This is a genomic window from Prevotella micans F0438, assembly GCF_000243035.1.
Lineage (GTDB): Bacteria > Bacteroidota > Bacteroidia > Bacteroidales > Bacteroidaceae > Prevotella > Prevotella micans.
In genome coordinates this window covers 546,400-559,917 of the sequence record NZ_JH594521.1, presented here as the reverse complement: position 1 = coordinate 559,917, position 13,518 = coordinate 546,400, and the positions used below count along the sequence as shown (strand labels likewise).

Here is a 13,518-nt window from a genome sequence, read left to right as displayed (position 1 = left end):
AAAGAAAAAATGTAGCTATGAAACTCTCCGAACTCAAAACCGGCCAGAGCGGTATAATAATAAAAGTATCCGGTCATGGCGGATTCCGTAAACGCATCATCGAAATGGGCTTCATTAGCGGGAAACGGGTAGAGGTACTGCTCAATGCACCGCTACGCGACCCGGTGAAATATAAAATCATGGGCTACGAGGTTAGCCTTCGGCACAGCGAGGCCGATTTGATTGAAGTCCTGCCCGACCATGAAGAGACGCACTCCGAAATACAAACCGAAACACTTCATGGACTGAAATGCAACGACCACGCACCGCTTTCGGATAAGATGAAAGAGGCCCTGAAACAAAAACGACATACCATAAACGTGGCTCTCGTGGGCAATCCAAACTGCGGTAAAACATCTCTCTTCAATTTCGCCTCCGGGGCACACGAACGAGTGGGAAACTATTCGGGCGTCACGGTAGATGCTAAATATGGCTGGGCCGAATTCGAAGGTTATCGCTTCGAACTGGTTGATTTACCGGGAACATACAGCTTGTCGGCCTACAGTCCGGAGGAACTCTACGTAAGAAAACAACTCGTCGAAAAGACACCCGACGTGGTGATAAACGTTATCGACGCATCAAATCTGGAACGCAATCTCTATCTCACTACCCAACTCATCGACATGCATCTACGCATGGTTTGTGCACTGAACATGTTCGACGAAACCGAGCAACGAGGCGACCACATCGACCACCAGAAACTGTCCGAACTGTTCGGCGTGCCAATGGTTCCCACGGTGTTCACCACCGGTCGGGGCGTCGACCAACTCTTCCGAGAAATCATCGCAACCTACGAGGGACAAGAAGATTCACAACCCAATTTCAGACACGTGCACATCAATCACGGTCATGAGCTCGAACATGGTATCGACGAAATTCAAGAACATCTGAAACAGGAAGCCGATCTTCGACAAAAATACTCAACCCGCTATCTGGCCATAAAACTCCTCGAAAACGATGCCGAGGTGGAAAAAATAATCTCCCGACTACCCGATGCAAAAGAGATTATAGAGCATCGTAACCAAGCTGCCGCACGCGTAAAAGAAGAAACGGGAAACGATAGCGAAACGGCCGTTATGGATGCAAAATATGGCTTCATCCACGGGGCTCTGAAGGAAGCCGAATATTCCACCGGTCGGCAGAAAGATACCTACAGAACCACGCATGTCATCGACGCTGTGCTCACAAACCGCTACCTGGGATTCCCCATTTTTTTGCTATTGCTTCTGCTGATGTTCAGCGCAACATTCACCCTCGGACAATATCCCATGGACTGGATTGAAGCTGGCGTGGAGTGGCTGGGTAATCTCATCAGCGAAACATTGCCCGACGGACCGATAAAGGATATGCTCATCGACGGCGTAGTAGGCGGCGTGGGCGCCGTGATTGTGTTTCTGCCGCAAATCCTGATTCTCTATTTCTTCATTTCCTACATGGAAGATTGCGGATATATGGCGCGCGCAGCCTTCATCATGGATAAACTAATGCACAAGATGGGACTCCACGGCAAATCGTTCATTCCGCTCATAATGGGTTTCGGATGTAACGTACCGGCAATTATGTCAACCCGAACCATCGAAAGCCGTCGCAGCCGATTGGTCACGATGCTCATCCTCCCGATGATGAGTTGTTCGGCTCGAGTTCCCATCTACATCATGATAACCGGCTCGTTCTTTGCCCTGAAATATCGTTCGCTTGTAATGCTGTCGCTCTATCTCATCGGTATAATCATGGCCGTCGTCCTGAGTCGCCTTTTCACGAAAACTGTGGCTAAAGGCGAGGACACACCCTTCGTGATGGAACTTCCGCCCTATCGTTTCCCAACATGGAAAGCCATCGGACGACACACCTGGGAGAAGGGCAAACAATATCTCAAAAAAATGGGCGGAATAATCCTCGTTGCATCGATAATCGTCTGGGCGCTGGGCTATTTTCCTATCCCCGACAACCCAGATATGGGAAAACAAGAACGACAGGAACAGAGCTATATCGGTAAACTCGGCCATACCATCGAACCACTCTTCAAAGCACAAGGATTCGACTGGAAACTCGACATGGGACTCCTAGCTGGAGTCGGTGCCAAGGAAATCGTAGCCTCAACGCTGGGCGTACTCTATTCGAACAATGATTCTTTCAGCGACGACAATGATTTCAACGACGAAGGCGGTAAATACGAAATCCTACACCGGCAGATAACTGCCGAGGTGGCCCGCGAAAATGGAATAAGCTATAAGGAGGCTGAACCCATAGCCACACTCACAGCCTATTGTTTCCTTTTGTTCGTATTGCTCTATTTCCCTTGTGTTGCAACCATCGCGGCTATCAAAGGCGAAACCGGAAGCTGGAGATGGGCACTCTTTGCGGCCGGCTATACAACCGCGCTTGCATGGATTGTTAGCGCAGCCGTGTTCCAAATCGGCCGACTTTTCATTTGAAAAATCACATCACACAATCAATATACACCCGATTATGAAACAGAGCATCATCTCAACAAACCACCTCGAACTAACCCTCGCGGAGGTTATAGCCGAATGCGAACGCGACCGAATATTTGTTCTCACCGACGACAACACTGTGCACAAATGTTGGCCGAAAATAAGCTCGTTTCTCTGTTTGAAAAGGGCGCAGTTAATTACTATTGATTCAGATGACAAGAACAAAAACCTCGCCTCGCTCGAATATGTTTGGAATGCGTTTCAGTCGGGCGGCGCCACTCGTCACTCGCTCCTTATTAATCTTGGCGGCGGAATGGTGACCGACCTCGGAGGATTCGCCGCCGCAACCTTCAAACGTGGTATAAATTTCATCAATATTCCCACAACCCTGCTCGCAATGGTCGATGCTGCTGCAGGCGGAAAGACAGGCATAAATTTCGGCGGACTGAAAAACGAAATCGGTCTTTTTGCCCAACCCAACTTCGTTATAATAGACGCCGAATGGCTTGAATCGCTCGACCATGCGAACATTCTCAGTGGCTATGCCGAGATGCTCAAACACGGCCTGTTATCATCGCGCAATATGTGGGCCGAGCTTATCGATATTCCAACCCTCGCCGAAATTCAACCGCTGATTGGGCCAAGTATAGAAGTAAAAGAACGAATTGTTGAAGCCGACCCCAACGAACATGGCTTGCGCAAGGCTTTGAATTTTGGTCACACCTTCGGTCATGCATTCGAAGAATGGGCCATGAAACGCTCGCCTATTCTGCACGGCTACGCGGTTGCCTTCGGACTTATTGCCGAGCTTTATCTCTCAACTATTCTAACCGGATTCCCATCAGCCGACATGTACAAGACCGTACAATTCATTCGCGAAAACTACGGTTCGCTACCAATCACATGCAACGACTATCCAGAACTGATTGACCTCATGCGTCACGACAAAAAGAATCGCGGTTCGCAAATCAAATGTACCCTTCTCGAACAAATCGGAACTCCTCACCTCGACTACTCTCTCAACGAAAACTATATAAAAGAAGCCCTCGATTTTTCCAGATTCACATAAACATCATTCCAATGATTAAAACACCAACATCGAAGACAGTTAGTCGGTATACTCGAAGTCGTTGAGCTCTTCGATGTCTTCGATTTCGTCTTCGGATAACAGAGAAGAGTGTTCGAAGTCGGCACCCTCGGCATGAATTTCATCTTCGAAGAGTAACAGGTCTTTATCGCGGTGAACCAACGATTCGTCAGAAGTTATGCTTTGAAGTTTGTTGCTCTCGGAGTTTAGCTCACGCCAAAGAATGTCTTTCAGCTCGTTGATACCCAAGCCAGTGACGGCTGAAATGAATACTGCCGGCAAATCGGACGGTAAGGTTTCGCGAAGCATTTCAATGAGCTCGTCGTCAAGTAAATCGCTTTTCGTTATTGCCAGCACGCGATGTTTGTTGAGCATTTCAGGATTGAACTTACGCAGTTCGTTGAGCAGAACTTTATAGTCGTGAGCTATGTCGTCGGTGTCGCCGGGTACCATGAACAGCAGGAGTGAGTTACGTTCGATGTGGCGTAGGAATCGCAAACCGAGACCCTTCCCTTCACTTGCACCTTCGATGATTCCCGGAATATCGGCCATTACAAAACTCTGTCCTTCCCGATAGCTCACGATTCCGAGCGATGGCTCCATGGTTGTGAATGGATAGTTGGCAATTTTGGGCTTCGCGCTCGAGAGAGCGGAGAGTAGTGTCGACTTTCCTGCGTTGGGGAAGCCCACTAATCCAACATCAGCCAGGAGCTTTAGTTCAAGGATAACGGTCATCTCTTGCATCGGTTCGCCGGGTTGGGCATAGCGCGGAGCTTGATTAGTGGACGTGCGGAATTGGAAATTCCCCAATCCTCCGCGGCCACCTTTGAGTAGCATAACCGTTTGTTTGTCGTTGGCTACGTCGCAAACATATTTTCCTGTTTCGGCGTCGTAGACTACCGTCCCGCACGGCACATCAATATATACGTCCTTGCCGTCGGTTCCGTGACACTTGTCGCGCCCGCCGTTTCCACCATGCTCGGCATAAACGTGACGCTGATATTTGAGATGTAACAGTGTCCAGTAGTTGTGATTTCCACGCAAGTACACGTTTCCTCCTCGACCACCGTCGCCTCCATCGGGTCCACCGTTGGGGTTGTACTTCACATGGCGCAGGTGCATAGAGCCACGTCCACCTTTGCCCGAGCGGCAATATATTTTTACGTAGTCAACGAAATTGCTATCCATTATTTTCGAACATCGGTTAGGGTGTTCAGAGTTTTTCTATGATTTCGGTTATCTTACCGAAGATTTCGTCTATCCCGCCGAGACCTTCAATGTGGTGATGTATGCCTTCGTTTTTATACCAATCGATTAGTGGCGAGGTCTGCGTGTGATAAACGTCGAGTCGTTTCTTGATTGTTTCCTCGTTGTCGTCGGTTCTGCCGCTTTGCTTTCCGCGTAGTACTAGTCGGTTCATGAGTTCGTCTTCTGGAACATAGAGTTCAATCATTGCAGCGACGGAATGGTTTCGTTCGGCGAGCATCTTCTTGAGCGCTTCGGCTTGCGGAATGGTACGTGGGAATCCGTCGAAGATTACACCTTTGTGTTCCTTGCCGAACGAATCGTAGACTCCGGCTAGGATGTCAATCATCAGCTCGTCGGGGATGAGCTGTCCGTTGTCGATGTATTTCTTTGCTGTTTTGCCGAGTTCTGTTCCGGCTTTGATTTCACTGCGGAGTACGTCGCCAGTGGAAATATGTCCTAGTCCGTACTTCTCAATCATTTTATCGCTCTGGGTACCTTTTCCTGCACCGGGAGCTCCGAATATTACAATGTTCTTCATCATTCTTTCACTAAAGTGTATATGTCTTTTAAGTTTCTCCCTTGTTGATTGTAATCGAGTCCGTAGCCCACTATGAAGTCGTTCGGAATTTCCATTGCCGCGTATTCAATATTGAGCGGTACTGTGAGTTTGTCTGGCTTTAATAGAAGTGTGCAGACATGTAGTCCGGCAGGGCAATGAGTTCCGAGTGTGTCGAGCATGCGTTCTATTGTTCGTCCGGTATCTACGATATCTTCCACGATGATAATCTCGCGGTTGCGGATATCTTCGTTTAGTCCGATAACCTCTTTTATCGTCCCAGTGGATGTGGTTCCTTGATAGGATGCCAGCTTCACGAACGATATTTCGCACGGTATGGTGAGATTCCTCATCAGGTCGGCCGCGAAGATGAACGACCCGTTGAGCACCGCAAGCAGTAGCGGATTCTTCCCTGCCATGTCGCGGTTTATACGTTCAGCCACTTCTTTGATACGTTTCAGGATTTCGGCCTCCGGTATGGAGGTTTCGAATGTTTTGTCGTTGATTGTTACTCGACTCATTGATTTTCTGTTTGAAATAATTTCGCGCAAAAGTACTAAAACAAGGTGATTTTGTTAGCTTGGCATTGCACCGTCGCTAGAACTTGATAAACGTAAGTCTGACGGAATCGGTGGAGAGTTCTAGGTTTTTCCGATTGAACGAGACCGTATAGGTAGGTGTGAACGACTGTATGCCAAACAGTCTGAGATATGATTCGTCGGTGAGCGGCCGGTCTCCGTTTTGGCGGTCATATATATATGGTTCGGTTAATTCGAGTTTTCCGTCAATCTGTTTGAAGCGATAGAGAATACTGGTGTGGGTTCCCGATTTGTCTTCGAGTTGGAGAAGTTTTCCTTGGAATAACCAGTAGATTCTGTCGTGCGAAAAATCGGTCGTCGTGATTTGTCCTGTGGAACTTGTGTGGCGCATTGAGCGTAGATGCCACATGCCTTCGAGTGCCCCGGGATAGTTGTCGGTTTCGAGTGAACAGCTCACTAGGATTGTTGCTATGAGTGCTATGATGATATTTTTTTTCATGTTTTGTTTTCCTTTTGTTTAGAGTTTCAGCAAGCCACGCTTTGCTATAGTTATTTGCATTCCATAGTTTATTCCGCCGAGGATTGCTCCGAAATCGGCTCCGGCTCCAACGGTGATACTCATTCCGTCAAGCCAGCGGTAGCGGTTTCCCAGGAATCTATAGGATGTTTCGGCTAGGAGACTAACATTATGATGTTGGTCGAAATAAGGTTCTTCATAGGTTCCGAGTCCTTTCTGCCATGTTGCTAAGAATCGCCAGTCGAGATACTCGCTGGGATGACCGCCAAGTCCGATGTGGAAGGCTTCGAAGCGATTGTTTGCAACTAATATACGTCCATCGGTGTTGTAGATTGGTGAACGATAGAGTGGATTGCCCATCACCTGCCCCCAGTGCTGATGCCCCGTATATATATAATGATTGTAGAAGTTATCTTTTCCGCCTATGTGGTCGGCAATAGTATTCGTATGGTCATGGTAAATCGGTCCGCTTTGATATTGTGTGTATAGATATTCGAACACGAAATCGTTTATCCAATTGTCGGGTTTGTAATTGTATTCGAATCCGATTTGCCAGTCTTTGAAGTCGTAGAGCAGAAAGCGCCGCTTTACTTTTTTAGTCCACTCGGTGCCGTTTCCATAACCATCATAGTCTAGCTGGAACATACTCGACTGATCTTCGAAGAACTTGTCGGCATATATAGCTACCATGTGCCAGTCGCCGTCGTATTTCAACTTGGCCATCCAGCTTCCCAACTGGTCGCCAGCGATATTCTGATATGTTGTTTCTCCTGCATCAGATCCTCCGGGTAACAGTGCGTTAATAAAGTCGCGTGGCCTCGTTCCGCCTTTCATGGGTTGCATCGTTCCATTGGGCTGTATAACATATCCTGTTCCTCCAAAGAGGGTCACCATTTCCAATCCCATTTCCAACGACCATGGGCAGAACACTTCCTCGTTAGAAATCTTAAGGAAGCCTGCTTTTGAATGATAAAGAACGTTGTCGGCATATCTACTTTTCTTGCCTGTGAAATCGTGCTGCCAATTCTGGTCGGTCATGGCGCCATAGGCCAGATGTCCTTTGAGGTGTAACCAGCCATTGAACACTGGAAGAGTCCAATAATCGGGCAGAGCTACTCTTATCTGCGGAATCGGACGGGTATTTATACCAAGCGTTTGTGCACCGGTACTGAGCTTAGTATTCTTCATCATCATGGGTTCCTCCTTGGCACCTACGGTTAGCTTCCCTTTGAGCCATCTCAGTTCGGCATATGCTTGCTGGGCTACCAATCTACTGGTGTAACCCTGAGTTATGGCTATGTCGAGTCCGTAGCCGATGCCCCATTTTCTTGCTTCGTCGGTTTCTATTGGCCGGTAGACAGCTGCGCGCGCATAGGCATTGAATTTTTCGAGTGAGCTCAAACCGTATTTATTTGCATTGAGCCATAGCGGAGTTTTATTTCCGGAGAGCGACGCCTGCGCTTCGAGGAGATATTGCACATTTTTGAGCGGTTGCAATTTTACGGTGTCTTTCTTCTCGGAATATCCGTACTGTGCCTTCATCGGCATAATGCTCGAGGCGAGGGTCAGGGCTATAATTATTCGCTTCATAATTATTTGGGTTATATAATTAATGTTGTTCTCTACTTGCTGGTTGACAACCCACTTCGTTTCGGTCGTTTGAACGAGCGATAGTCGTCTATCTCGATTTCAACGTCCGGCTCGTGTAGACTTATATCGTGCGGAAGGGCGAACTTGATGTATTTGATGTTCAATCCGCGTTCAATCCACTGGTTTTCATAATAGGTTCTGATGTTTAGAATCTCGCGTGTGTACAAGTCGAGCTTATCGGCGGGCAACTCGGCGTTACGATTATAAAGGTCGTTGGTTTGCAGAAGAACGGGCAAATTATTTTGTTGTACTAGTGCCGAAGTGTAGGTGAAAAGGAGGTTTGAATCGGTTTTCAGATGAATCGTTCCTCTGTCTATTAGGAAGCGTTTATATCGCTTAAGGAAATAGGTAGATGAGAGTCTTTTTCTGGGATTTTTCATCTGTGGGTCAGAGAAGGTGAGCCATATTTCTTGTACTTCGTTTTCGGCGAAAAACCGGTCGATTATCTCGATATTAGTCCGTAAAAAAGCCACGTTTCCGAGTTTTTCCTCAAGTGCCTGCTTAGCTCCGGTGTAGATTCGTGCGCCTTTTATGTCGACTCCGATGAAATTCGTATCTGGATATCGTTTTGCCAATCCCACGGTGTATTCTCCTTTACCACATCCCAGTTCAAGGATTATGGGATTTGAGTTTCCGAAGCACTCTTCATTCCATCGTCCCTTTTGTTCAAAAGGTTTTCCGTCGATAACACTGAATGGATATTGATATACATTTTCAAAAGTTTCCATCTCTGCAAACTTTTGTAGTTTTCCTTTACTCATGGATGCAAAGGTAAGCAGATGTGTAGGATTAATCCTCCAAGTAGGTAATCAGACGCCATGCTTGTCATATTGTGTCATGCCTATAGATCTCGTGAATTTGTGTTTTTGAGTTACGCAAACTCGCTTGACATCAAAAACAATGTTTTTCGAATGAACTCTGGACCACTGGATTCTTATCTAAAACCTGAGATAAAAACTCTGCCGGGAATTTGCAGCATATGCAAAAGCCGGCAGAGAAAATATAATCATGAAAAAAAACTTTCTCGATTCCGAGTGGATATTATTCCCTCTTAGTTTGCTTGTTCTTTGGCTTCGTGGCAAGGATGAAGTAAAGAATCAAGGCAGCATAAGCAGCTATGGCCAGAAGTTCGGAAAGATGATTAGCCCACCAATTGGAATAGTCGAACTCAATGCCGCCAAACTTCAGCAAGGCCGATACAACACCCATTAATGCACCGCCGGCAATAAATCCGGAGGCAATGAGTGTACCCTTGTCGCCACGCGCCTTGTTCACAACCGAATCTTTTGAACGAGTGGTTACGAACCAGTTCACCGTTCCGCCCATGAGCAACGGAATGTTCAGCTCGAGAGGAATAAACATTCCCAGCGAAAAAGCCAGTGCGGGAACCTTACAGCGGTCGAGCACCAAGGCTATCACGGCGCCGATTGCATAGAGAATCCAGGGTGCACCCTGGCCGCTCATCAGAGGTTTGATTACAGCTGCCATTGCATTAGCCTGCGGAGCGGCCAGTTTTCCGGAGTTGAATCCATAGGTCTTGTCGAGCACAATCATCACGCCTGCTACGGTAGCCGCCGAAATAATTGTTCCGAGGAACTTCCAGGTTTCTTGTTTCTTGGGAGTTGTACCGAGCCAGTAGCCAATTTTCAGGTCGGTTATAAACGACCCGGCCATCGAGAGAGCCGTACAAACAACTCCACCCATGAGTAGCGCGGTGAGCATTCCAGCGTTGCCTTTCAGTCCGACGGCAACCATAACAACCGACGCCAGGATGAGCGTCATGAGTGTCATTCCCGATACGGGGTTCGAGCCTACGATGGCTATAGCATTAGCGGCTACGGTTGTGAATAGGAAAGCAATCACAGTGACTAGCAATATGGCTACAACGGCATGCAGTAGGTTAAAATTCATCACGCCGAAATAAAAGAACAAGAATGTTACGAGTAACGTGCCCACGCTTCCGAAGCCGATAATCTTGAAGGATATGTCGCGCTGGGTTCGCATAACGGCTTCGTTCCCGCCACCCTTACCGCGAATTTCACGTGCTGCGAGGCCCACGGCACTACGAATTATTCCCCACGACTTCACGATGCCGATGATGCCGGCCATGGCAATTCCGCCTATTCCGATAGAGCGAGCATAGGCCTTGAAGATTTCTTCGGGTGCCATGTCGCCAATTGCCTTGGTTATACTTGGATCCCACTGATTGAGCACCGTGTCATGGAAAAGAACATTCATTCCCGGAACAACGAGCCACCAAATGGTGAGCGACCCCATACAGATGATGAATGCGTAACGCAGACCGATGATATAACCCAGGCCTAGCACGGCTGCGCCGGTGTTCACCTTGAAAATTAATTTGAATCGCTCGGCAATATCCTCTCCGAATCCCACGATGCGCGTTGTGACGTTTTCGTTCCACCAGCCAAAGGTGGCAACTACGAAGTCATATAGTCCGCCAACCAATCCGGCCAGCAACAGCGGCTTTGCCTGACTTCCGCCTTTCTCGCCGCTTACGAGTACCTGTGTTGTTGCGGTTGCTTCGGGGAAGGGATATTTTCCATGCTGGTCTTTCACGAAATATTTTCGGAAAGGGATCAGGAACAGAATTCCTAACACACCTCCCAGGGCGGCGGCAATGAATATCTGTAGGAAATCGGCTTGCAAATCGAGCATATAGATTGCTGGCATTACGAAGATTCCGCCTGCCACGATTGCGCCCGAGCATGCGCCGATACTTTGAATGATTACGTTTTCGCCGAGGGCGTTCTTGCGATTCGTTGCCGATGAGAGTCCGATGGCGATGATGGCAATCGGAATGGCGGCTTCGAACACTTGGCCCACTTTCAGGCCGAGATAGGCTGCGGCGGCCGAGAAGAGTACAGCCATCAGGATACCCCATGTTACCGACCACGGTGTTACTTCGCGCGGTGTGCTGTTGGTATTCATCACGGGTTCATACTGTTCGCCTTCTTTCAATTCCCGGAATGCGTTTTCGGGAAGTTTGATGTCTTGTTTTTCCTTATTTTCCATTGTATTTCGGTTTTAATTTCATGCTTGCAAAGATATTAAAAAGGCCTGTCCGCATGTTTCTCACCACACGCCGCTGGTTGAGATTTGCTTCTCTTTCCAAAGGTGACGGGCATATTGATAGCCATAGCAATCGTAGAGGTTACTGAGGCGGAGGGCACGTTTGTTAAAGTCGTCGAAATTCTTCATTTCCGGAGCTGTCCACTGCACTTCGCAGAGTGCTGCCATGCGAGGCAGAACCATATATTCGGCCTGTGTTGTGTAGGGAATATATTCTGTCCACAGATTAGCCTGCACGCCTAGGATGTGTTTCTTAGCCGATTCCGAAAATGTTTCGGACACGGGGTTGAATTCATATACTTTCTGGACAGGGAGGAATCCGCCGATGGCTTTAGGTTCGGAACCGGTTTCCTTTGTTTGATAGAAGTCGAAATAGGCGTGCGACACTGGTGACATAATCACGTCATGGCCTGCCAGTGCAGCCTTTTCGCCGGGTTCGGTGCCTCGCCAACTCATTATGGTTGCACTGGGATTCAGGTTGCCGCCGAGGATTTCGTCCCAGCCGATAATGCTTTTCCCTTTGCTGTTGACATATTGCTCGATGCGGTTCGTGAAGTATGACTGCAGATCCTCAACATTGATTCCTTGCTCTCTGGCCAGCTTGGTGCATCGGCTGCATTTGGTCCACTTTTGAGTTGGTGTTTCGTCGCCTCCGATGTGAATGTATTTTGCTGGGAAAAGTTCAATCAGCTCGTCAATAATATCTTGCAGGAAAGGATAAATCTTTTCGTTACCGAGGCAGAGCACGTCGGTATAGACGCCCCATTTGTGGCCCACTTCATATGGTCCGCCGGTGCATCCCAGCTCGGGATAAGCCGCCAGAACAGCTAACATGTGGCCTGGCATGTCGATTTCAGGAATAACTGTAATGTTCCTCTCCCGGGCATACTCCACAATCTCTCGAACTTCGTTTTGGGTGTATATTCCGCCGTGGGCCGTACTGTCGTCAACCATCGAGTTGTGCCCGATGACTGTTCCGCTGCGTTTCGATGAAATTTGCGCCAGTTGTGGATGACTCTTGATTTCAATTCGCCATCCTTGGTCGTCGCTCAAATGCCAGTGAAACACGTTCATATTGTGCAGCGCAATGAGGTCGATGTAACGCTTCACAAACTCAACTGGGAAGAAATGCCGGGAGCAGTCGAGCATCATTCCTCGATAGCCGAATCGCGGTGAGTCGGATATCTTCACTGCTGGCATCACAACTTGTTCGCCCGACGATTGCACAGGGAGCGATTTACGAATGGTTTGAATACCGTAGAACACACCGGCCGACGTTTTTCCGGCCACGATGATTAACTTTTTCCCGACGGATATTCTATAACCTTCGGCCGATGGAATCTCGGGGTCGATAACGAGTCTTATCTCTCCGCCTTCCTTGCGACTTTTATCGGCCACTGCAAGATTCAGTTTAGCTGCCTTTGCAACATATTCGGCCAGGAACAGTGCGTTACGTTTCATTTTGTCGTTCTGTGCATCGTAGGTAATAACTGTGTTTCGCGACATCACGAACGGTTCGCCTTTCACATATTCAATTCGTTGCGGAAGTGGCACAACCCGATAGTCGGTTCTCTGTGCATTTGCGCATAACAGCGACGCGCAAAGTGTAATCGATAAGAAAAGTCTTCTCATAAAATTATTCCAGTTTGATATTGTCCACAAAGTTATGAACTAATAGTGTCTTTCGCGGACTGTGTTCTCGATGTGGACGATAAACAGCTGTAGCACGTCTTCCAACCAGTTGGAAGAGATGAAATCATTTGTGGCACGTCTTCCAACTAGTTGGAAGAGATGAAATCATTGGCGGCACGTCGTCAAACTAGTTGGAAGAGATGAAATCATTGGCGGCACGTCGTCAAACCAGTTGGAAGAGATGAAATCATTGGCGGCACGTCGTCAAACTAGTTGGAAGAGATGAAATCATTGGCGGCACGTCGTCAAACTAGTTGGAAGAGATGAAATCATTGGCGGCACGTCGTCAAACTAGTTGGAAGAGATGAAATCATTGGCGGCACGTCGTCAAACTAGTTGGAAGAGATGAAATCATTGGCGACGTGTCGTCCAACTAGTTGGAAGAGCTGAAAATAACCCGGAACGGTTTACTAGTCTTTCGGCGACTCTTCATAACGACCGTTCTGGGTTGAATTTACTTTTTTGTGGACAACTTCCTTTTCTTTGGTTTCGGCTCCGGTAAATCGTTGTAGGTGGCTCGAATGAGAGAGACAATGTATTCACGGTCGTCAACATCGGCGATATAGAAATAATCTTTCGCACCAGGGTATGGTGGACGCATATCCTCATCGCGCAGCAATCGTCGTCCTCCCTCGGTCGGCTTAATATAGAGCCGGTCGTCGCAT

Annotated in this window: 10 protein-coding genes and 1 pseudogene; 2 read left to right on the top strand and 9 right to left on the bottom strand. The window is 48.0% G+C overall.

The window, feature by feature from the left end:
- Positions 1-17 precede the first annotated feature (17 nt).
- The gene (feoB, locus tag HMPREF9140_RS02250; RefSeq protein ID WP_006951467.1) at positions 18-2,474 is read left to right on the top strand and encodes a ferrous iron transport protein B; all 2,457 of its coding nucleotides are present in this window, start codon (positions 18-20) and stop codon (positions 2,472-2,474) included.
- Positions 2,475-2,508: 34 nt separating this feature from the next.
- Positions 2,509-3,543: a 3-dehydroquinate synthase gene (aroB, locus tag HMPREF9140_RS02245; protein ID WP_006951463.1), complete on the top strand. Its 1,035-nt coding sequence runs from the start codon at positions 2,509-2,511 to the stop codon at positions 3,541-3,543.
- Positions 3,544-3,582: 39 nt separating this feature from the next.
- Here aroB and obgE read toward each other — a convergent pair whose 3' ends face one another.
- The 9 genes and pseudogenes from obgE to HMPREF9140_RS02200 form a co-directional block, all read right to left on the bottom strand.
- Positions 3,583-4,749, bottom strand: a complete 1,167-nt coding sequence (obgE, locus tag HMPREF9140_RS02240; RefSeq protein WP_006951462.1) for a GTPase ObgE — start codon at positions 4,747-4,749, stop codon at positions 3,583-3,585.
- 25 nt (positions 4,750-4,774) lie between these two features.
- On the bottom strand, positions 4,775-5,347 hold the full coding sequence (locus tag HMPREF9140_RS02235; protein ID WP_006951458.1) for an adenylate kinase: 573 nt from the start codon (positions 5,345-5,347) through the stop codon (positions 4,775-4,777).
- Entirely contained in the window at positions 5,347-5,886 is a 540-nt protein-coding gene (gene hpt, locus HMPREF9140_RS02230; RefSeq protein ID WP_006951457.1) for a hypoxanthine phosphoribosyltransferase, read from the bottom strand. The genes HMPREF9140_RS02235 and hpt overlap by 1 nt, the downstream gene beginning before the upstream one ends.
- A 76-nt stretch (positions 5,887-5,962) precedes the next feature.
- Entirely contained in the window at positions 5,963-6,403 is a 441-nt protein-coding gene (locus tag HMPREF9140_RS02225) for a lipocalin-like domain-containing protein (protein ID WP_006951455.1), read from the bottom strand.
- Between the two features lie 18 nt (positions 6,404-6,421).
- The gene (locus HMPREF9140_RS02220; protein WP_006951453.1) at positions 6,422-8,011 is read right to left on the bottom strand and encodes a capsule assembly Wzi family protein; all 1,590 of its coding nucleotides are present in this window, start codon (positions 8,009-8,011) and stop codon (positions 6,422-6,424) included.
- 32 nt (positions 8,012-8,043) lie between these two features.
- Positions 8,044-8,832, bottom strand: coding sequence for a tRNA (guanosine(46)-N7)-methyltransferase TrmB (gene trmB, locus HMPREF9140_RS02215; RefSeq protein ID WP_018571964.1), 789 nt, complete (start codon positions 8,830-8,832; stop codon positions 8,044-8,046).
- 280 nt (positions 8,833-9,112) lie between these two features.
- A complete protein-coding gene (locus HMPREF9140_RS02210) occupies positions 9,113-11,104 on the bottom strand; it encodes an OPT family oligopeptide transporter (RefSeq protein WP_006951450.1) in 1,992 nt (663 codons plus the stop codon).
- 60 nt (positions 11,105-11,164) lie between these two features.
- On the bottom strand, positions 11,165-12,793 hold the full coding sequence (locus HMPREF9140_RS02205; protein WP_006951449.1) for a beta-N-acetylhexosaminidase: 1,629 nt from the start codon (positions 12,791-12,793) through the stop codon (positions 11,165-11,167).
- Positions 12,794-13,307: 514 nt separating this feature from the next.
- Positions 13,308-13,518: pseudogene (locus tag HMPREF9140_RS02200) on the bottom strand (TfoX/Sxy family protein); the annotation flags it as partial.